This is a genomic window from Streptomyces sp. NPDC002537 (assembly GCF_053594975.1).
On record NZ_JBSFWT010000008.1, the window covers coordinates 85611 to 106322 of the forward strand.

The 20712-nt window shown below is 72.1% G+C and carries 16 protein-coding genes; 6 read left to right on the plus strand and 10 right to left on the minus strand.

Going from position 1 to position 20712, the window contains the following annotated elements:
* Positions 1-14: 14 nt before the first annotated feature.
* Together ACWD4A_RS06130 and ACWD4A_RS06135 are read left to right on the plus strand one after the other, a co-directional pair.
* On the plus strand, positions 15-932 hold the full coding sequence (locus ACWD4A_RS06130) for a metal-dependent hydrolase (protein WP_451190054.1): 918 nt from the start codon (positions 15-17) through the stop codon (positions 930-932).
* A gap of 61 nt (positions 933-993) precedes the next feature.
* Positions 994-1959 carry a MerR family transcriptional regulator gene (locus ACWD4A_RS06135; RefSeq protein ID WP_451190137.1) on the plus strand — a complete coding sequence of 322 codons (966 nt, stop codon included), beginning with the start codon at positions 994-996 and terminating at the stop codon, positions 1957-1959.
* A gap of 278 nt (positions 1960-2237) precedes the next feature.
* On the opposite strand, the gene ACWD4A_RS06140 is transcribed toward ACWD4A_RS06135, so the two are convergent.
* A complete protein-coding gene (locus ACWD4A_RS06140) occupies positions 2238-2792 on the minus strand; it encodes a hypothetical protein (RefSeq protein ID WP_451190056.1) in 555 nt (184 codons plus the stop codon).
* A gap of 126 nt (positions 2793-2918) precedes the next feature.
* Here ACWD4A_RS06140 and ACWD4A_RS06145 point away from each other — a divergent pair, with 126 nt between their 5' ends.
* The gene (locus tag ACWD4A_RS06145) at positions 2919-3446 is read left to right on the plus strand and encodes a PadR family transcriptional regulator (protein WP_451190059.1); all 528 of its coding nucleotides are present in this window, start codon (positions 2919-2921) and stop codon (positions 3444-3446) included.
* A gap of 7 nt (positions 3447-3453) precedes the next feature.
* On the opposite strand, the gene pspAB is transcribed toward ACWD4A_RS06145, so the two are convergent.
* The 3 genes from pspAB to ACWD4A_RS06160 form a co-directional block, all read right to left on the minus strand.
* Positions 3454-4041, minus strand: coding sequence for a PspA-associated protein PspAB (gene pspAB / locus ACWD4A_RS06150; RefSeq protein WP_451190061.1), 588 nt, complete (start codon positions 4039-4041; stop codon positions 3454-3456).
* 53 nt (positions 4042-4094) lie between these two features.
* Positions 4095-4997 carry a zinc metalloprotease HtpX gene (gene htpX / locus ACWD4A_RS06155; protein ID WP_451190064.1) on the minus strand — a complete coding sequence of 301 codons (903 nt, stop codon included), beginning with the start codon at positions 4995-4997 and terminating at the stop codon, positions 4095-4097.
* A gap of 116 nt (positions 4998-5113) precedes the next feature.
* Positions 5114-6013: an LLM class flavin-dependent oxidoreductase gene (locus tag ACWD4A_RS06160; protein ID WP_451190066.1), complete on the minus strand. Its 900-nt coding sequence runs from the start codon at positions 6011-6013 to the stop codon at positions 5114-5116.
* A 150-nt stretch (positions 6014-6163) separates the two neighbouring features.
* Between ACWD4A_RS06160 and ACWD4A_RS06165 the strand changes: the two genes are divergently transcribed.
* The gene (locus tag ACWD4A_RS06165; protein ID WP_451190068.1) at positions 6164-7033 is read left to right on the plus strand and encodes an HAD family hydrolase; all 870 of its coding nucleotides are present in this window, start codon (positions 6164-6166) and stop codon (positions 7031-7033) included.
* A 23-nt stretch (positions 7034-7056) separates the two neighbouring features.
* Here ACWD4A_RS06165 and ACWD4A_RS06170 read toward each other — a convergent pair whose 3' ends face one another.
* From ACWD4A_RS06170 to hisC, 6 genes are all read right to left on the minus strand, one after another.
* Positions 7057-8169 (minus strand): peptidoglycan DD-metalloendopeptidase family protein, encoded by a 1113-nt coding sequence (locus tag ACWD4A_RS06170; protein WP_451190070.1) that lies wholly within the window; start codon positions 8167-8169, stop codon positions 7057-7059.
* Positions 8170-8284: 115 nt separating this feature from the next.
* Positions 8285-10012, minus strand: a complete 1728-nt coding sequence (locus tag ACWD4A_RS06175) for a GAF domain-containing sensor histidine kinase (protein ID WP_451190073.1) — start codon at positions 10010-10012, stop codon at positions 8285-8287.
* A gap of 282 nt (positions 10013-10294) precedes the next feature.
* On the minus strand, positions 10295-13798 hold the full coding sequence (gene cydD / locus ACWD4A_RS06180; RefSeq protein WP_451190075.1) for a thiol reductant ABC exporter subunit CydD: 3504 nt from the start codon (positions 13796-13798) through the stop codon (positions 10295-10297).
* A gap of 12 nt (positions 13799-13810) precedes the next feature.
* On the minus strand, positions 13811-14818 hold the full coding sequence (gene cydB, locus ACWD4A_RS06185) for a cytochrome d ubiquinol oxidase subunit II (protein ID WP_451190077.1): 1008 nt from the start codon (positions 14816-14818) through the stop codon (positions 13811-13813).
* Positions 14819-14845: 27 nt separating this feature from the next.
* Positions 14846-16426 (minus strand): cytochrome ubiquinol oxidase subunit I, encoded by a 1581-nt coding sequence (locus ACWD4A_RS06190; RefSeq protein WP_451190079.1) that lies wholly within the window; start codon positions 16424-16426, stop codon positions 14846-14848.
* Positions 16427-16741: 315 nt separating this feature from the next.
* Positions 16742-17821 (minus strand): histidinol-phosphate transaminase, encoded by a 1080-nt coding sequence (gene hisC / locus ACWD4A_RS06195; protein WP_451190081.1) that lies wholly within the window; start codon positions 17819-17821, stop codon positions 16742-16744.
* Between the two features lie 386 nt (positions 17822-18207).
* On the opposite strand from hisC, the gene ACWD4A_RS06200 reads away from it, so the two are divergent.
* The gene (locus tag ACWD4A_RS06200; RefSeq protein ID WP_451190083.1) at positions 18208-19308 is read left to right on the plus strand and encodes a LacI family DNA-binding transcriptional regulator; all 1101 of its coding nucleotides are present in this window, start codon (positions 18208-18210) and stop codon (positions 19306-19308) included.
* A gap of 370 nt (positions 19309-19678) precedes the next feature.
* Positions 19679-20677 carry a metallophosphoesterase gene (locus ACWD4A_RS06205; RefSeq protein ID WP_451190085.1) on the plus strand — a complete coding sequence of 333 codons (999 nt, stop codon included), beginning with the start codon at positions 19679-19681 and terminating at the stop codon, positions 20675-20677.
* Positions 20678-20712 lie beyond the last annotated feature (35 nt).

A 20712-nucleotide genomic window follows, 5' to 3' on the forward strand; every position in this document is an offset into this window, starting at 1 on the left:
GCAGAGGAGCAGAGATGGACCACGACCACCAGAGCAGCTACACGATCGCTCCGCGGCGCGTCAGCTTCGACTGGGACGAGACACCGCTGCACTGGGTACCCGACGAACCCACCGCCACCCATGTCATCAACGTCCTGCACCTGCTGCTCCCGGCCGGGGAGCGGTGGTTCGTCAAGGTGTTCAAGGAGGCTCTCCCACTCGTCCGGGACGAGGAACTCCTCAAGGACGTCAAGGGCTTCATGGGCCAGGAGGCCACGCACAGCGTGCAGCACGCTTATGTGCTCGAACACCTCGCCCGGCAGGGCCTGGACACCCGTCCGTACACCCGGCAGATGGAGTTCTTCCTGGACGTGCTGCTCGGCGAGCGGCCCCCGCTGGGCCTGCCGATATCCGACCGGGAGTGGCTGCGCTACCGGCTCTCGCTGATCGCCGCCATCGAACAGTTCACCGCCGTGCTGGGCAACTGGGTGCTGCAGGCCGACGGGCTGGACCGGGCCGCCGCCGACCCGGTGATGCTGGACCTGCTCCGCTGGCACGGCGCCGAGGAGGTCGAACACCGCGCGGTGGCCTTCGACATGTACGAGCACTGCGGCGGATCCGACCCCGGGCGCTACGCCCGCCGGGTCCTGGGCATGGCGTTCACCGCTCCCGTGCTCTTCTACCTCTGGGGATACGGATCCGCCTATCTCCTCCGCCACGACCCGCGGCTCGCAGGACGGCAGCGGCGGTATTCGCTGCGCGAGCACAACAAGGCCATCGACAAGGGCTTGTTGCCCGGTTGGCGGGAGCTCGGCTCCGCCGTGCCACGCTATCTGCGGCGCTCGTATCACCCCTCGCAGGAGGGATCGCTGCGCAGAGCCGTCGAATATCTGGCGACCTCGCCCGCGGCACGGGCCGCGGCGGGCGCGATCGGCCGCGCCGCCATCTCGTAAGGAGCGCCCTGTGACCACGAAGCGGAAGCGGACCTCGGAGCCGGTGGAGCCGCCGGAACCGCTGGAGCCGCCGGAACGGGCGGCGGTCGAGTACCGGATCGAGGCTCTGGCCCATCACAGCGGGGCCACGGTCCGCACGATCCGCGCCTATCAGGACCGCGGGCTGCTCCCCCGGCCCGAGCGGCGCGGCCGGTCCAATGTCTACGGGGAGCACCACCTGGCGCGGCTCCGCCAGATCGCCGGGCTCCTCGACCGCGGCTACACGCTCGCCAGCATCAAGGAGCTGCTGGAGGCGTGGGACGCGGGCCGGGGGCTCGACGGGGTCCTGGGGCTGGTCGCCGAGGTCGACCGGCCGTGGACCGACGAACAGGCCGAACGGATCACGCGGGCGACACTGGACGAGAGGTTCGGCGGCGTCCAGGACGACCGGGCAGTCGACGACGCGGTGGACCTGGGGGTGCTGGTACGGGTGCCGGACGCGCCGGACGAGTTCCTGGTGCCCAGCCCCCGGGAACTCGCCGTCGCCGTCGAACTGCACGCGGCCGGAGTGCCGCTGCCGGCCATCTCCGGCCATCTGCGCGAACTGCGCACCCAGGTCGAGCACATCGCCGGCCGCTTCCTCGACTTCACGACCGAGCACCTCTTCCACCAGTACTTCGACCACCCGCCGACCGACGAGGAGGCCGCCGAGGCCGCCGTCCTGGTCCGTCGACTGCGCCCACTGGCACAGCAGGCCATGGATGCCGAACTCGCCCGCGCGATGCGGGTGTTGGCCACGCGCCACCTTCGCCGGCACCTGGAGGGCGAGACACCCCCGGCCGGCAGCGCCGCCATGACCGCCGAGGCCACCGAGATACCGGCCGCACCGGAGATCCGGCCCTCCTGCGAGCCGGTCCGGCTGCCCTCGCGGACTGTGGCGGCCGTCCGCGCCCTCGTGGGACGGGAACACGTGGAGGCCTTCATAGCAGCCGCTGCCGAGCGGGAGGTCCAGGCCCGGAGGATGGACGCGATGCGCTTGCGCCGCTGAGGCGTGCCCGGACTCCTGGCCGCCCCGTTGCCTCCCCCGGACTCCGTCCGGGAGGTACCCCCAGCGGCGGGAGCGGGTTCCCTGCAGGGCTCACCCCGGATCTCCGGCTGCGGGGCCGGTTCACCGCCTGCGGCGGGGCGGCCTCCGGCCGCATCCTCAATCGCCGGACGGGCTGGATCGGGCGCCTGATTCAGCCCGTCCGGCGATTGAGGACACCGCGCGGAGCGCGGTCGGGGGTCCGGGGGCGCAACCCCCGGACAGAGGGTGCCCCATCTCGGTCAGCCGACAGGCATGTGGCGGGCGCGGACGCGTTCCGGGTAGCGGGCGGTGAAGACGGCGGGGAGGACGAATCCCGCGACCTGGACCGGGATGGACACCCCGCTGCCGAGCCCCGCGGCGTGGACGGCGGTGAGGGCGACGGCGGTCGCCGTGAACGCCCCGGCCCACACCGTGGTGAGCACGACATTGACACTGCGGAAGACCGGCGAGTCCCAGATCTCGGGCGGTGTCTGCCGCTTGGCTATCCCGAGGGTGAAGGGACGCCCGATGATCAGCGTGGCCCAGGCGGTGAGGGCGAGCCAGCCCAGCGACATGGGGCCGGCGAAGTTCCGCAGCCCGCTGTCCGGGACGGCGAAGGCCAGCACGGTGAGCGCGGCGAAGAAGGCGACCGTGCTGCGCTCGAGGATCTGCGACTCGCCCGTGGCCCCGGCCTTGCGGTCCTTGACCAGCAGCGCGGCGCCGACGACCAGGCCGGTGACGGCTCCCCACTGCCAGCCGACGGAGGAGACGACCGCGAACGCGATCCAAGGAACGAAGCCACGCAGGTAGTTCATGGAAGGGATCTCCTCAGCCGATGCGGTCTGCCCCCGGTTGGCCGCCCAACCGACATTCCAACTGTGACACGTCGAAAGTAGAGGTTCCACTCTTGACGTGTCAAGAGTGGAATGTAGAGTGAAGGCATGAGCCTGAGACACGCGATGCTGGGCCTGCTGGCCGACCGGCCCGCCAGCGGCTATGACCTGATGAAGCGGTTCGAGACCTCGCTCAGCAATGTCTGGCCGGCCACCCAGAGCCAGGTCTACGGCGAGCTGGGCAAGCTCGCGAAGAGCGGCCTGCTGGAGGTCGCGGCGGAAGGCCCCCGCGGCCGCAAGGAATACGCCATCACCGAAGAGGGCCGCGCCGAGCTGCACCACTGGCTCACGGAGGCCGACCCCAGCCCGGTCCGCCGGAGCGACGCGCTGCTGCGCGTCTTCTTCCTCAGCCACCTCACGCCCCTGGAGGCGACGGCCTACCTCGTCGGCGAGGCGGAGCGCGCCGCCGACCAGCACGGCGCGCTCCAGGAGCTGGAGAAGAAGGTCGACTGGGGCGACGACGCCCTGTCGGTCAACGGCCGGCTGGCCCTGGAGTACGGGCTGCGCTTCACCGCCATGCGCGAGGAGTGGGCCCGTTGGGCGGCGGACGAGATCGGTGCGCCACAAGCCATGTGACGGGTCATCAGTTCAGGCCGGGCGCGCCCCATACGGGGAACCACCGGGCCAGGTCCTCCTCGATCCGCAGGTCGTCCGCCAGCAGCGCCCGCGTCTGGAGTTCCAGCCCGTTGTCCCGCTTGTCTCCCCCGCCGGGCACCGGCGCGAAGGGGTAGAAGGTGCCGCGCTTGTAGAGGTAGACGAGGGCCAGCGAACGTCGGCCCTCGTCCCGGAAGCCCAGCAGGGAGCAGAGCAGCTGCGGGCCGAAACCGCCGTCCTGGAGCAGGGTGTTGACCGCGTGCAGGTCGTTGACCAGACCGGCCACGTCGTCGGCGGGCCGCCGCGCGAGCAGCCAGGTGTAGCCGTAGCCGTCCCGGCTGAACTCCACGGGCGCCCCGCCCGGCCCCGTACCGGCGTCCAGCAGCTCCCGCACGTCCTCCTGGAGCCGGGTGAAGGCGCCGCCCTCCACGCTCGCGAAACACACCGAGCCCAGCCCCGTCGGGGTGAACCCGGCACCGGCCTGGAGCGTGACGGCGGCGGACGGCAGTCCGAAGAGCTGGTCGAGGTCGGGCCGGACCGGCTTGCTGCGGCCCAGGATGGCGTCCAGGAATCCCACGGACGGTCGCTCCTTTCCCGGAGGCGTACGGCGTTGAGGCGGGCGTACGGCGGTCAGGCGCGGCCGAGCTGTGCCGAGATCCGGCCGAGCTGCTCCAGCCGCTGCTCCAGCGTCGGATGCGAGGACAGCAGCCGGCCCAGGCTGTCCTTGGAGAAGGCGGGGGCGAAGTAGAACGCGTTGAACGGTTCGGCCTGCCGGAGGTCGCGCGTCGGGATCCGCGCCATCTGCCCGGTCACCTTGGTGAGCGCCGACGCCAGCGCCGAGGGCCTGCCCGTCAGCAGGGCGCCCGCGCGGTCGGCGGACAGCTCGCGGTAGCGGGACAGGAGCCGGGTGAGCAGGAAGCTGATGGCGTAGACGACCGCGCTGACGAGCGGAATCAGCACCATGAGGATCGCGGTGTTCTGGTCACGGCCGCCCGCCCGGCGGAAGCCGCCCCAGAGCCCTATGCGGGTGATGATCCCGGCCAGCACCCCGAGGAACGACGCGATGGTCATGACGGCCACATCGCGGTGCGCCACATGGGAGAGCTCGTGGGCGAGCACGCCCTCCAGCTCCTCCGGCTCCAGTCGGCGCAGCAGCCCGGTCGTGGCACACACCAGGGCGTTCTTCTGGTTGCGCCCGGTGGCGAAGGCGTTGGGCACATCGCTGTCGGCGATGGCGACGCGCGGCTTGGGCATGTCCGCGAGCGCGCACAGCCGGTCGACGGCGCCGTGCAGCTCGGGCGCCTCCTCCGGGGTGACCTCCCGCGCCCCCATGCTGAAGGCGGCGATCCGGTCGCTGAACCAGAACTGCGCGATGAACATGCCGCCCGCGATCACCAGGACGATCGGCCAGGCCCCGCGCAGCAGCACGATCAGCACGCCCACGAAGACCACGTAGAGCAGTCCGATGAAGAACATCGTGCTCACCATGCGGGCGGTCAGCCCGCGGTCGGGAGCGAATCGGGTCCGTGGCATGGGGCTACCTCCAAGGCTCCGCGCAAACGCGCCCCCAGTAATTGCCTCTGCTCCCGATTCTCCACCTCACCGGCTGTGCGCGGGGTAAAGAACCCACGAGGATCGTCCCGGGGCCCTCACGAAAGCTGTGCGAGGCCCTCCGCCGCGATCTTCTCGAAGATCACCGGGTCGGCCGCGAACATCGAGCCGGCTATCGGCCAGTGCACCACGATCTCGTCGATGCCCAGCTCGGCGTGCGAGCCGGCGAAGTCGACGAAGGCGTCGACGGAGTCCAGCGGACGGTCCGGGGTGAAGCCCGTGAGCATGATCCTGCCGAGCTCCGCGGGGTCGCGGTCGATCTCGGCGCAGGCCGCGCCCAGCCGCCGGATCTGCCCGGCGACGGCCTCGCGGGACTGCTCCGGCGTGCCCGTCTCGAACAGCTTCGGGTCACCCGTGGTCACCCACGCCTGCCCGTGGCGGGCGGCGAGCTTCAGGCCGCGCGGGCCGGTCGCGGCCACCGCGAAGGGCAGCCGGGGGCGCTGCACGCAGCCGGGGATGTTGCGCACCTCGGACGCCGAGTAGTGCTCGCCGTCGTACGAGACGACGTCCTGGGTGAGCAGCCGGTCCAGCAGCGGCACGAACTCGGCGAAGCGGTCGGCGCGCTCGCGCGGGGTCCACGCCTCCTCCCCGTCCTTCAGCAGCGCGGTGGCGTCGAAGCCCGAGCCGCCCGCGCCGATGCCGAGCGTGATGCGCCCGCCCGAGATGTCGTCCAGGGAGATGAGCTCCTTGGCCAGCGTCACCGGGTGCCGGAAGTTGGGTGAGGTGACGAGCGTGCCGAGCCGCATCCGGGAGGTCACGGTCGCGGCCGCCGTCAGCGTCGGCACCGCGCCGAACCAGGGGCCGTCCCGGAAGGTGCGCCACGACAGGTGGTCGTAGGTGTAGGCCGCGTGGAAGCCCAGTTCCTCGGCTCGCTGCCACGTCTCACGGCCGCCCTCGGACCAGCGGCGCTCGGGAAGGATCACGGTGCTCAGTCGCATGGCCCCGAGCCTAAGCGCTGGGTATGACAAAAGCCCATGCCCCCGGCACGGCATCCGCCCGCGCGACGGCCATGACCGGCCCCGGAAGCGGGACAGCCGGACCGGCGCACGCCTGTGCGACCCCTGGGGTCCGTGGACGAGAATGGAGCCGTGACTTCAGCTATCGAGCAGCCCGAGACCCCGGCGGCCCTCCGCCCAGCCGCCTTCCCCCGGCTGATCGCGACCGACCTCGACGGCACCCTCCTGCACGACGACAAGACGGTCTCCGACCGGACCGTCGCGGCCCTGGCCGCGGCCGAGGCGGCGGGCATCGAGGTCTTCTTCGTCACCGGCCGCCCGGCCCGCTGGATGGACGTCGTCCGCGATCACGTGCACGGCCACGGGCTGGCGATCTGCGCCAACGGCGCCGCCGTCGTCGACCTGCACGACGGCGGCCGGTTCATCGAGGTCCGCCCGCTGGAGCGCGCCGACGCCCTCGCCGTCGTGCACGCGGTGCGCGCCGCCGCACCCGGCGCCTCGTTCGCCGTGGAGCACACCGGTGGCATCCACTACGAGCCCGCGTACCCGCCCTTCTTCCTCGACCCGGGCGCGGTGACCGGGCCCGCCGAGGAACTGCTCGCCGAGGACTCCGGCCACACCGACCCCATCCTCAAGCTGCTCACCCACCACCCCGAACTGGGCCCCGACGAATTCCTGGCCATCGCCCGCGAAGCGGGAGGCGCGCACGGCGAGTTCACGCGGTCCAGCCCGACCGCGCTGCTGGAGATAAGCGGCCTCGGGGTCAGCAAGGCCAGTACGCTCGCGCGGTGTTGCGCCGAGCGCGGCATCGCGCCCGAGGACGTCGTGGCGTTCGGCGACATGCCGAACGACCTGGAGATGCTCGACTGGGCGGGGACGGCGTACGCGATGGCCAATGCCCATCCCGAGGTTCTCGCGGCCACCGCCCGGCACACCGCCGCCAATACCGACGACGGCGTCGCCACGGTGATCGAGCAGCTCCTGCACGGCCGCACTCTGTAGTCCCCCGGATCCGGGCCGGCCGCCTACAGCCGTACGCCCCGCGCGTTCAGCCACTCCACCGGGTCCACCGCCGAGCCGTACTCCGGCGTGGTGCGGATCTCGAAGTGCAGGTGCGGGCCGGTGGAGTTGCCCGTGGTCCCCGACAGGCCGACGCACTGACCGGTGCCCACCTGCTGCCCCGGGGCCACGAGCAGCGCCGACAGGTGCGCGTACTGCGAATACCAGCCGCCCTCGTGCTGGATCACCAGGCTGATGCCGTAGGCACCGCCGCACCCGACGGAGACCACCGTCCCCTCACCCACCGAGCGCACCGGCGTACCGATCGGGACGGCGAAGTCCTGCCCGGTGTGCCCGTTCGCCCAGTTCGCGCCCGTGCCGCCGAAACCCGCCGTGAGCTCGTACGACTCCACGGGGCGGATCCACTCCCCGTGCTCCTCGACCGCCCTGCGGACGACGGCCCTCCCGGTCTCCGGTTCCTCCTCGTCGACCGGCTCGCAGTGGCCGCTGCCGACGGCCTCCTGGGACAGCGCGTTCAGCCGGTCCCTCGCGGCCGCCAGGCGCTTGGTGACCGAGTGCTGCGCCTCCTTCAGCCGCGCCCTGTCCTTCTCCAGGGCGGGCCGGGCGGCCTTCAGCGCCCGCTCCTCCCCCGCCAGCCTCCGGCCCGTACGGCCGTCCTCGTCCAGCAGCCGCCCCAGCGCGGCCCGGCGGCGCACCGCGGGCTCCTGGAGCTCCAGCAGCTCGACCGGGTCCTCGACGTCCTCCGTGCCCTCCCCGACGGTGAAGCCGCCCGTGCGGTACTGCGCGCGGGCAGCGGCTCCCGCGTCGTCGCGCAGCGCCGCGGAGACGACCTTCCGGCCGCGCAGCAGCCGGCCGAGTTCGTCGGCCCGCGCCTTGTGCTCCTTGGCCGCCCGCAGCGCCCGCTCGTAGCGCCGCTTGACCCGTACCGCCTCCTCCGTCAGCCGGAACACGTCGGAGGTGACGCGCGCGGCCCTGTCCGGAGCCCTGACGGCCACCGACGGACCGGAACCGAGCGGCGGGCAGACCACCGCGCAGAGCGCGCACAGGACACACAGCGCGCAGTCTCCGGCTCTCCGCAGACCGCGCGGTCCGCGGAGCGGACGGTACGGGTGTCCCATGAACGCGATCGTGTCCCGCACCGCGGCCGGGCGCGCCCGCTGAGGTCCGTTCGGAGGACGGGGCGGCCGCCGCCGGGTGACACGGGACGCGGCCCGCGGGGGCCACCACGGACCACTACAGGGGCGCTTCCCACACCACCCGCGTACCGCCCCCGCCCTCCCCCAGCCCCGGCCCGTACGAGCTGGAGCCGCCCAGTGATTCGGCCCGCTTGGCGAGGTTCCGCAGACCGCTGCGCCGACCGCCGTCGGGGATGCCCACACCGTCGTCGGCGACGGTGAGCCGTACCGCGGGCCTGCCGTCCGGCAGTTCGGCCGTGGCGTCGACGACGACCTCGATACGGGACGCCCGCGCGTGCCGGAACGCGTTGGACAGCGCCTCCCGCAGAGCGGCGACGAGGTTCTTGCCGGCGAGTTCGCCGACCTTCGCGTCGACCGGCCCGACGAAGTTGGCGGAGGGCTGGAAGCCCAACGGGACGGCGGCCGTGCCGAGCTCCCGCAGGACGCGCGTGCGCAGCCCTGTGGGCGCCTCCGCGGGACCCTGCTGGAGCGCGAAGATGGCCGTACGGATCTCCTGGATGGTCACGTCCAGTTGGTCGACGGCCTGGCCGACCCTCGCCTGCACATCGGGCACGACGGCGTTGCGCTGCGCGCTCTCCAGCATCAGACCGGTGGCGAACAGCCGTTGGATGACCAGGTCGTGGAGGTCCCTGGCGATCCGGTCGCGGTCCTCGTAGACGGCGAGCCGCTCCCGGTCGCGCTGCGCCTCCGCCAGGACGAGCGCCAGGGCCGCCTGCGCGGCGAACTGGGCGGCCAGGGTGCGCTCCGCCGCCGTGTACTTGCGCGCTCCACGCGCGCGTGGCGTCGCGAGGGTGCCGAGCACCCGGTCGCCGCTCTTGAGCGGCAGCAGCATGCTCGGGCCGAAGCGCGGAGCCACTCCGGTGATCATGCGCGGGTCGGTGGCGGAGTCGTCGACGAAAACCGGTTCACCCGCGAGAAGACGGGAGACGACCGGGCTGTGCGCGGGCATCACCGTACCCAGCAGGCCGGTGGGGTCGTCGGCGGAGACGGCCACCATCTCCAGCCCGCCCTCGCCGTCCGGCAGCAGCACGATGCCCGCCGCCGAATCCGCGAGCCTGCGCGCCTGTTCGGCGACGACGGACAGCGCGTCCTCGGCGTCACTGGCGGACAGCAGGGCCGTCGTGACGGCCACCGAACCGTCGATCCAGCGCATCCGCTGGCGCCCCTCTTCGTGCACGCGCGCGTTGCCGATCGCGATACCCGCCTCGGTCGCGAGAATCTTCACCATGTGGAGGTCCGCGATGCTGAACTCCCCGCCTCCGCGCTTCTCCGTGAGGTAGAGGTTGCCGAAGATCTCCCCCTCCACCTGGATGGGCACGCCCAGGAAGTTGCGCATCGGCGGATGCTCCGGGGGGAATCCCGCGGAGCGGGGATCGGCCGCCAGATCGGCGAGCATCACCGGCGCGGGCTGGTGGATGAGCGCGCCCAGCAGACCGCGATGGCCGTCCGGCAGCGCTCCGATGCGCTCGTGCTGCTCCCTGGTGACCCCATAGGTGATGAAGTCGGCCAGCCCCTCGCCCGTGGAGTCGATGATTCCGATAGCGGCGTACTTGGCGTCGGCCAGTTCGGCGGCGGTCTCGGCGATCCGGTCGAGCGTGGTGTGGAGCTCCAGCCCGGTGCCCACGGAGCGCATCGCCTCCAGCAGCTGCGGCACGCGCGCGGCCATCTCCGTGGACATCCCTTGAAGGCTGCGAGTGGCCTCCGTGGCGATGGCCAGGGGATCCATCGGGCCCTGTGGGTCGGAGGGGTTTGCCGTGGCTGCCATGCCTAGAGACTAATAAGCACTATTTGTCAGGGAAAGTGGTGGCGGCTGGCGTCTGGCCTCGGGGGCGACTGCGAGCCGGTCGCCGCCTGCGGCGGGAGCTCCCTCCGGGAGCGTCCTCAAGCGCCGGACGGGCCGGATTGCGGCGCGGACGGGTGGGAGGCACGGGCCACGGTCCGCGGAATTCGGCCCGTCCGGATTCAGCCTGTCCGGCTCCTGAGGACACCGCGCGGAGCGCGGACCGGGGCCGGTGCGGAGCCCCGGGTCGAGAACCCGGGGCCCGGCTCAGGAAGTACCGGTCAGCGCGCCGCGGGCGAACGCGTCCGCCTCGCGTTCCCGTTCCAGCATGCGCAGGAACGGCCCCTCCGTCGCCGCCAGGGCCTCGTACGGGCCCTGCTGCACCGTCCTGCCACGGTCCAGCACGATCACCTCGTCGACAGCCTCCAGTCCGGCCAGCCGGTGGGTGATCAGTACGGTCGTGCGGCCCTCTGTGGCCGACAGCAGGTCGGCGGTCAGGGCGTCCGCCGTCGCCAGGTCGAGGTGTTCGGCGGGCTCGTCCAGTACGACGACGGGGAAGTCCGCGAGCAGTGCGCGGGCCAGGGCGAGCCGCTGCCGCTGTCCGCCGGACATCCGCGCCCCGTGCTCGCCGACCAGCGTGTCGAGCCCCTGCGGCAGGCTGTCGGCCCACTCCAGGAGCCGCGCGGACCGCAGGGCGGCCCGCAGTTCGGCATCGCTCGCCCCGGGCCGCGCGAGCCGCAGGTTCTCGCGCACCGAACTGTCGAAGATGTGCGCGTCCTGCGCGCACAGGCCCACCAGCCGCCGTACCGCCTCGCCCGCCATGGGGCCGGTGTCCTCGCCCGCCAGGGTGTACGTGCCGGACTCGGCGTCCAGGAAGCGCAACAGCACCTGCGCGAGTGTCGTCTTGCCCGCACCGGACTGCCCCACGACGGCCACCCTGCGGCCCGCCACGAGTTCCATGCCGAACCCTTCCAGGGCCGGTCCGGGCTGCCCCGGGTAGCGCGCCGTGAGCCCCTCCACGCGCAGCGGGAACGGCGAGCCCGGCGCCTTCGCCGTGCCCTCCCGCACGGGCACGGGCGCGTCCAGCACCTCGTGCACCCGCTCCGCGGAGCGCCGTACCCGCTGCCGGTACTGCACGGCGAGCGGAAGCCCGGCCACCGCCTCGAACACGGCCAGCGGCATCAGCACCACCACCGCGAGCCACAGGCCGCCCAGACGCCCGTCGCGCACCGCGGCCGTGCCCGCCCAGGCCGCGGCCGCCACGGTCAGCCCGCAGGCCAGGGCGGAGAGGCCGGAGCCGAGCGCGGTGGCGGCCGACGTCCGGCGGGCGATCGCGGTGAGCGCGCCGTCCGCCCGGCGCAGCCGCTCCAGCCGGGCCGGAAGGGCGCCCGCGACCGTCAGTTCGGCCGTGCCCTCCAGGACGTCGACGACCTGAGTGGACAACGCGCCGCGCGCGGGCGCCGACTGCCGCTCGGCACGCCGGGCGAACGCCCCGGACAGCGCCGGCACGGCCACTCCCGCGGTGAGCAGCCCGAGGGCGAGCAGCAGGCCCGCCTCCGGCAGCAGCCACGCCGTGAAGGCGACCGAGACGGTGCCCACGGCGACGGCCGACCCCACGGGCAGCAGCCAGCGCAGGAAGTAGTCCTGGAGGGCGTCGACGTCCGCGACGAGCCGGGAGAGCAGGTCGCCGCGGCGGGTGTCCCGGAGCCCGGCGGGCGCCAGCCGTTCCAGGCGCCGGTACACCGAGACCCGCAGCCCCGCGAGGGCACGCAGCGCGGCGTCGTGGGAGACGAGGCGCTCGGCGTAGCGGAAGACGGCGCGGCCGATCCCGAACGCGCGAGTCGCGGTGACGGCCACCATCAGGTAGAGCACGGGCGGCTGTTGGGACGCGCGGGAGATCAGCCAGCCGGAGACGGCCATCAGGCCGACGGCGCTGCCGAGGGCCAGCGCGCCCAGCAGCAGCGCGAGGGCGAACCGCGCCCGGAGCGGCCTGCCCATGGCCCGTACCCGGGCCAGCGTCCCCGCCCCGCGCTCCGGAGCGTGTTCCTCCGGGTGGTCGTCGGAAGGCGCCGGGGCAGCCGTGCCCGAGGGTTTCGGTTGCGCGGGCAGGCGCGCGGGCGCGGCCTCGCGCCCCTGGTGCGCGCCGTCGAGGCGGACGACGCGGTCCGCGACGGCGAGGAGTGCGGGCCGGTGCACGACCAGCAGGACGGTCCGGCCCGCGGCCAGCCGCCGTACGGCCGCCACCACGGCGGCCTCCGTCCCGCCGTCGAGGTTCGCGGTCGGCTCGTCGAGCAGCAGGACCGGCCGGTCGGCGAGGAACGCCCGTGCCAGCGCGATGCGTTGGCGCTGCCCGGCCGAGAGCCCGGCACCGTCCTCGCCGAGGCGGGTGTCAGTGCCGTGGTGCAGCATGGAGACGAAGTCGAGCGCACCGGCCGCGCGGAGTGCTTCCCGCACCTGCGCGTCCGTGGCGTCCGGCCGGGCCAGTCGTACGTTCTCGGCGACCGTCCCGGCGAAGAGACGGGGTCGTTGCGGGACCCAGGCCACCTGGTCCCGCCAGCTTTCGGGGGAGAGCGATGACAGGTCCGTACCGCCGACGAGCACCCGCCCGCTCGTGGGGCGCGCGAAGCCGAGCAGCACGTTCAGCAGTGTGGACTTCCCGGCGCCGCTCGGGCCCACAAGTGCGACCGTCTCCCCGGGCCGCACCTCGAACGACGTCTCGGGCAGCGAGGGTTCGGCCCGTCCCGCGTGGCGCACCACCAGCCGGTCGACCGTCAGGGTCGCGGTGCCGGCCTCGGGCGCGGGCAGGGTGCCGACGGGTCCGGGCTCGGTCTCCAGCACCGCGAAGACCGCGTCGGCGGCCGTCAGCCCCTCCGCCGCCGCGTGGTACTGCGCGCCGACCTGCCGCAGCGGCAGATACGCCTCGGGCGCCAGGACCAGCACCATCAGGCCGGTCTCCAGGTCGAGTTCGCCGTGCACGAGCCGCATGCCGATGCCCACCGCGACCAGCGCCACCGAGATCGTGGCCAGCAGTTCCAGCGCGAAGGAGGAGAGGAAGGCGATCCGCAGCGTCCGCAGCGTGGCCCGCCGGTAGTCCGAGGTGATGGCGCGGATCGACTCCGCCTGCGCCTTGGCCCGCCCGAAGACCTTCAGCGTGGGCAGCCCCGCGACGACGTCGAGGAAGTGGCCGGACAGCCGGGACAGCAGCCGCCACTGCCGGTCCATCCGGGACTGGGTGGCCCATCCGATGAGGACCATGAAGAGGGGGATGAGCGGCAGGGTGAGGACGATGACGAGCGCGGAGAGCCAGTCCGCGGAGACGATACGGGCGAGCACGGCCACGGGCACGACGACCGCGAGGCCCAACTGGGGCAGGTAGCGGGCGAAGTAGTCGTCCAGCGCGTCGATGCCGCGCGTGGCGAGGGTGGCCAGTTCCCCGGTGCCGCTCTGCCGGTCCGGCCCCAGCCGGGTGGCCCGCGCCAGCAGCCGGGTGCGCAGCTCGGACTTGACCGCCGCGCTCGCACGGTGGGCGGTCAGCTCGGTGAGCCAGGCGACGGCGGCCCGGCCCACGGCCACGGCCACCAGCAGGGCCAGCGGCACGGCCAGGTCGCCGGTGGTCCGGCCGTGCCGGAAGGCGCCGGTCACGACCTCGGCGATCAGCATCGCCTGGGCGATCACCAGGCCGGCCCCCGCCAGCCCGAGCACGAGGGAGGCGACCAGGAAGAGCCGGGTCGCGGAGGCGTACCTGAGCAGTCGGGGGTCGACGGGCTTCATGCGCGTTCCGTCCTAGTGGGCGGCGGGGGCCGGGATGTGCTGGGTGCCGATCCGCTTGCGGAACACCCAGTAGGTCCAGGCCTGGTAGGCGACGATGAGAGGCGTCATGGGCACCGCGACCCACGTCATGATCTTCAACGTGTACGGGCTGGAGGCGGAGCCGGCCACCGTGAGACTCCAGGCCGGGTTGACCGAGGACGGCATCACATCGGGGAAGAGCGCGAGGAAGACCAGCGCGAAGGCGGCCGCGATCGCCACCCCGGAGAAGCCGAACGCCCAGCCCTCGCGCCCCGCGTGGTTCATCACCAGCGCCGCGCCCAGGGCGGCCACGGACACGATCAGGGCGGCCAGGCTGCGCGCGTTGCCCGACTCCGCCTGCGTCCAGCCGAGGAAGGCGACCGCGAGGACGCCCGCGGTCAGGCCCAGCACGGTGGCGTACGACCGGGCCCGGTGCCGGATGGCGCCCGCCGTCTTGAGGGCGGCGAACACCGCCCCGTGGAAGGTGAACAGCACGAGCGTGAGGAGGCCGCCCAGCAGGGCGTACGGGTTGAGCAGGTCCAGAACGGTGCCGCTGAAGTTCTTGTCCGGCCCTATCGGCACCCCGCGCACGAGGTTGGCGAAGACGAGACCCCACAGGAAGGCGGGCAGCAGCGAGCACCAGAAGATCGCGTGTTCCCAGTTGCGCTGCCAGCGCTCGCCGGTCCGCTTGTGGCGGTACTCGAAGGCGACCCCGCGCACGATCAGACAGACCAGGACGGCCAGCAGCGGCAGGTAGAAACCGCTGAACAGGGTGGCGTACCAGTCGGGGAAGGCCGCGAAGGTCGCGCCCGCCGCGGTGATCAGCCAGACCTCGTTGCCGTCCCAGACGGGGCCGATCGTATTGATCAGCACCCGGCGCTCGGTGCGGTCCTTGGCCAGGCCCTTGGTCAGGACGCCGATGCCGAAGTCGAAGCCTTCGAGGAAGAAGTAGCCGGTCCACAGGACGGCGATCAGCAGGAACCAGAAGTCGTACAGGTGCATGGCTCGTTGTCTCCGTTCGCGGCCGCGTCAGTACGCGAAGGTCATCGGCTTGTCGGCGTCCTCCGGACGCTCCGCTCCGGCGCCGCCGGACGGCAGCCGCAGCCGCGGATCCCGCGTGGGCGGCTTCTCGTCCGTGTCGGGGCCGGCCTTGGCGTACTTCACCAGCAGCTTGACCTCGACCACCGCCAGCACCCCGTACAGCAGCGTGAAGACGCCCATGGAGGTGAGGACTTCGGCCTGGCTGACGCCGGGGGAGACCGCGTGGCCGGTCTTCATCAGCCCGTAGACGGCCCACGGCTGGCGGCCCATCTCGGTGAAGATCCAGCCGAAGGAGTTGGCGATGAGCGGGAAGCCCATGGTCAGCAGGCCGATGCGCCAGGACCAGGCGGTGAGGAAGGGGCTCATCTCCCGGGTCTTCGTCAGCATCAGGCGCGGCACCTCGTCGTCGCCCGTGCGGAACTCGGGTGCGAGCCAGAGCTTCTTTCGGGTGGTCCACAGCCCGATCAGCGCGGCGACGAAGGAGGTCATCCCGAAGCCGATCATGAGCCGGAAGCCCCAGAAGGTCATGAAGATGCTGGGGATGTAGTCCTCCGGCTTGCCGCCGTACCGTGCGGCCTCCTGCGCCGCGACGTCGTTGATGCCGGGGACGGCCTCGGTGAAGTTGCTGTGCGCGAGGAAGGAGAGGACGCCGGGCACCTCTATCTCCACGCTGTTGTGGCCCTTGGTGACATCGCCGACGGCGAAGACCGAGAAGGGTGCCGGTGCCTGGGTGTCCCACAGGGCCTCGGCGGCGGCCATCTTCATCGGCTGCTGTTCGAACATCACCTTGCCGAGGCTGTCGCCGCTGAGCGCGGTGCCCAGGCCCGCGATGACCGCGACCACCAGGCCGACGCGCAGCGAGGCCCGCATCGCGCCGACCTGCGCCCGCTGCTTCTCCCCCAGCTCCTCGCCCTTCAACTGCTTGCGCTTGGCGCGCCACAGGTGGAAGGAGGCGATGCCGATCACGAAGGCACCACCGGTGAGGAACGCCGCGGTGAGCGTGTGGAAGACCACGACGAGCGTGGTGTCCTGCGTCAGCACGGCCCAGATGTCGGTGAGCCGGGCCTTGCCGGTCGCCTTGTCGATGGCGTAGCCGATCGGGTGCTGCATCCAGGAGTTCGCCGCCAGGATGAAGTACGAGGAGAGCACCGTGCCGATGAAGACGATCCAGATGCACGCGCAGTGGATCTTCTTGGGCAGCTTGTCCCAGCCGAAGATCCACAGACCGATGAACGTGGACTCGAAGAAGAAGGCCAGCAGGGCCTCCATCGCGAGCGGCGCGCCGAAGACATCACCGACGAACCGCGAGTAGTCCGACCAGTTCATCCCGAACTGGAACTCCTGCACGAGGCCGGTGACCACGCCCATCGCGATGTTGATCAGGAAGAGCTTTCCCCAGAACTTCGTCGCGTGGAAGTACTTGTCCTTGCCGGTGCGCACCCAGGCCGTCTCCAGCCCGGCGGTGATCGCCGCCAGGCTGATCGTGAGCGGCACGAAGAGGAAGTGGTAGACGGTGGTGATGCCGAATTGCCAGCGCGCCAGCGTTTCCGGCGCCATAGCGAGATTCACGCGGACTCTCCTTGCCTCTTGCGTCACCGACGACTCGTCCATCGGCGATATGCACCCTTTTGCCCCACTGAAAACAGGAGGTAAAGGACGTGCTTGTGAACGCGTTCACATTCACAAGCAATTATGACGCACAGCCCTTCGCGATCATGCAAGGGGGTCCCCTCAGCCGCCGGCCGACGTCCTTCGGCCAGATCCCCGGGGCCCGGACCGCCCGGAGCGACAGGCGGACGAAACGCCGAACGGCACCCGGGGCGCACACGACGACAGGCCGTGCCCGACGGACGGGCACGGCCTGCGGCAGCACGGCGACAGGGGCTACAGCTCCTTGCGGAACGCCCCCGCCACCTCCAGGAAGAGGTCGTTCCCTTCCGTCTCGCCGATCGTCACGCGGATGCCCTCGCCCGGGAACGGCCGTACGACCACCCCGGCCCGCTCGCACGCCGCCGCGAAGTCCGCCGCGCGATCCCCCAGCCGCAGCCAGACGAAGTTGGCCTGCGTCTCCGGCACGGTCCAGCCCTGCCCGGTCAGCGCCTCGACCACCCGGGCGCGCTCCTCCACCAGCGCCTGCACCCGCTCCCGGAGCGCGCCCTCGCTGCGCAGCGAGGCGATCGCCGCCTCCTGCGCGATGTGGCTCACACCGAACGGGACGGCCGTCTTCCGCAGCGCCGCCGCGACGGGCTCGTGCGCGACCGCGAAGCCGACGCGCAGCCCCGCCAGCCCGTACGCCTTGGAGAAGGTGCGCAGCACGCAGACGTTCGGGCGGTCCCGGTAGAGGTCCAGGCCGTCGGGGACGTCCGCGTCACGGACGAACTCGATGTACGCCTCGTCCAGGACGACCAGCACGTCGGCCGGCACCCGGTCCAGGAAGGACTCCAGCTCGGCACGGCGCACCACGGTGCCCGTGGGGTTGTTGGGGTTGCAGACGAAGATCAGCCGGGTGCGGTCGGTGATCGCGGCCAGCATGGCGTCGAGGTCGTGCACCTCGTCGTCCGTCAGCGGCACCTGCACAGGAGTGGCGCCGGAGACCTGGGTGATGATCGGGTACGCCTCGAAGGACCGCCAGGCGTAGATCACCTCGTCGCCGGGCCCCGAAGTGGCCTGCACCAGCTGCTGGGCGACGCCCACCGAGCCGGTGCCGGTGGCCAGGTGCGAGACCGGGACGGAGAAGCGGTCCGCGAGTTCGGCCATCAGGGCCGTGCAGGTCATGTCGGGGTAACGGTTGATGCTGCCCGCCGCGTCGACCGCCTTCTCCAGCACCCCGGGCAGCGGCGGATAGGGGTTCTCGTTGGAGGACAGCTTGTAGGCGACGGGGCCGCCCACGGCGGCGGGCCTGCCCGGCTTGTAGGTCGGCACGCCCTCCAGGGCGGGGCGCAGCCTCGGGGTCTTCTCGGTCACCGGGTCCTCCTCGACATCCCGTGCGCTCGCACCCGCACGGGCAGACCGCACACGAGTCAGCAGACATGAATGGACATGAATACTGCACACCTTAAGAGGATTCCCCCGGGCGGCGTCCAGAGCAGGGGTAGCGCTCCTTGAAGTTCCGCGCGCCGGTGGCGAGCGCCGTGGCGCGCATCGCCCGTGAAGGTGAGTTGAGACCTCTTCGAGACCTGGGCCCGATATCAGGTGCGGATATGCCAGAGGCCAATGGTTCGCCATCAAGGGCCCTAACTCCCTGCATTTCCATGGTCATTGAGCCATTGCGAACATGCAGAAACGTGCCTGTCAACAGCTAAATGCGGCACCGGGTCCCGGCACGACCCGAGCCCTACTATCGGCTCGCCATGACAGCACCAGGGAAGCATCAGGTGAGCCGGGCCACCGGACGCCGGCTGGGCCGGGCGGGCATCCGGGACGTGGCCGCCGCCGCCGGGGTTTCGATCACGACCGTCTCCGACGCGCTCAACGGCAAGGGCCGGCTACCGGACGCGACCCGCCGCCATGTCCGCGAGGTCGCCGACCGGCTGGGCTACCGCCCGTCGGCCGCGGCCCGCACCCTCCGTACGGGCAAGTCCGGCCTCATCGGTCTGACCGTGACCACCTACGGGGATGAACCTTTCACCTTCACCGAGTTCGCGTACTTCGCCGAGATGGCCAGGGCCGCCACCTCGGCGGCGCTGGCCCGCGGCTATGCACTGGTCATCCTCCCGGCCACCTCGCGCCACGACGTGTGGTCCAACGTCGCCCTCGACGGCACCGTCGTCGTCGATCCCTCCGACCACGACCCGGTCGTCTCCGACCTGGTCCGGCAGGGCATCCCCGTCGTCTCCGACGGCCGCCCCGCGGGCTCCCTCCCGGTCACCGCGTGGGTCGACAACGACCACGAGGCCGCCGTCCTCGGCATCCTCGACCACCTCGCGGCGGCGGGCGCCCGCCGGATCGGCCTGCTGACCGGCACCACCACGGACACGTACACCCGGCTCTCCACCCAGGCCTATCTGCGCTGGTGCGAGCGGGTGGGGCAGGACCCGGTCTACGAGGAGTACCCGGCGCACGACCCGTGCGCCGGGGCCGTGGCGGCCGACCGGCTGCTCGCCAGGCCCGACCGGCCCGACGCCGTGTACGGCCTGTTCGACCCCAACGGCACCGACCTGCTCGCCGCGGCCCGCCGCTACGGCCTGCGCGTGCCGGACGACCTGCTGCTCGTGTGCTGCAGCGAATCGACGGTCTACGCGGCCACCGAGCCGCCCGTCACCACCCTGTCCCTCAAGCCCCGGCGGATCGGCACGGCGGTCGTACAGCTCCTCATCGACGCCATCGAAGGGCTCGACAGCGGGCGGCCGGTCGAGCAGGTGATACCGACGGAGCTGATCGTCAGGACCTCCTCGCAGCGCCGTCGGCCGCAGACCACGGTCAACCCGCCGCGCGGCCCCGCCCAGGGCTGAGACGCGCCCGTAGGGGCCTCCGGGGTCAACGTGCCGTTTCCGGGCCGCCACACCTTCGGCGACGGCGCCCGGAGGGCGCGAAGGGCGCGGAGACCCGGGGGCGAATGGCTCAATTGGGGAGAAATAACCGACGCGCGCACCCTCCCGCCCCGATTCACGGCCCCTGGTGCGTCACAAGGCGCGACGGTCATTCCTATGATGGGCGCACGACACCACGGACCGCCGTCGACCAGGCAAGGTCCACAAGGTGCACGGCGGCGCGATGGTGGAGGGGTCGATGACTCAGGGGGCCGGTCAAGGACCCGCGGCACGGACCACGGCGGCGATCCCGCCCTTCCCCGGGTACGCCGCACCCCCTCCTCCTGCCCCCATGCCTCCCTACGACGGGACGGTCCCGCCCGTGCAGCCCCTCCTGGACGCCCCGGACGGCTACACCCCGACCGAGCGCGACCTGCCCGTCATCGGCCAGGTCGTCCCCGACGACGTGCCGACCGTCGCGCTGACGCCCCTGACCGAGCACCATGTGCCGGCACCGCGCTCGGGCCCCGGGCCGCTCTACGTCGTGGGCGACGTGCACGGCTATCTGGACCAGCTGGTCGCGGCGCTGCAGGCGCAGGGCCTCATCGACGCGAACGGCAGCTGGTGCGCGGGCAACACCCGGCTGTGGTTCCTCGGCGACTTCACCGACCGCGGTCCCGACGGCGTCGGCGTGATCGACCTCGTGATGCGGCTGTCGGCGGAGGCCGCGGCCGCGGGCGGCTACTGCAAGGCCCTCATGGGCAACCACGAACTGCTGATCATCGGCGCCAAGCGGTTCGCCGACACGCCGGTCAACTCCGGTGCGGGCACCGCCTCCTTCCAGGCGGCGTGGCTGCTCAACGGCGGCCAGCGCACCGACATGGAGCGCCTGGAGGACCACCACCTCCAGTGGATGTCACGGCTCGACGCGATGGCGGAGGAGGACGGGCACCTGCTCGTGCACTCCGACACCACCGTCTACCTCGAGTACGGCGACTCCATCGAGGCCGTCAACGACGCGGTGACGGAAGCGCTCCAGCGCAACGACCCGGACGAGTGCTGGGACCTCTTCCGCAAGTTCACCAAGCGTTTCGCCTTCCGCGACGAGTCCGGCCCGACGGCCGTGCGGGAGCTGCTGGACACCTACGGCGGCGGCCGCCTCGTGCACGGCCACAGTCCGATTCCGTATCTGCTGGGCGAGGTCGGCGCCGAGGACGAGGACGGCGAGGACGGCGGCGCGCCCGCCGTCGACGGCCCGCACCTGTACGCGGACGGGCTCGCGCTCGCAATGGACGGAGGGGTCACAATGGCCGGAAAACTGCTGGTGGTGCAACTTCCGCTGGGTGGCTGAGGGTTCAGCGGGTAAGCGCCAGGGCAGGTAGGGAG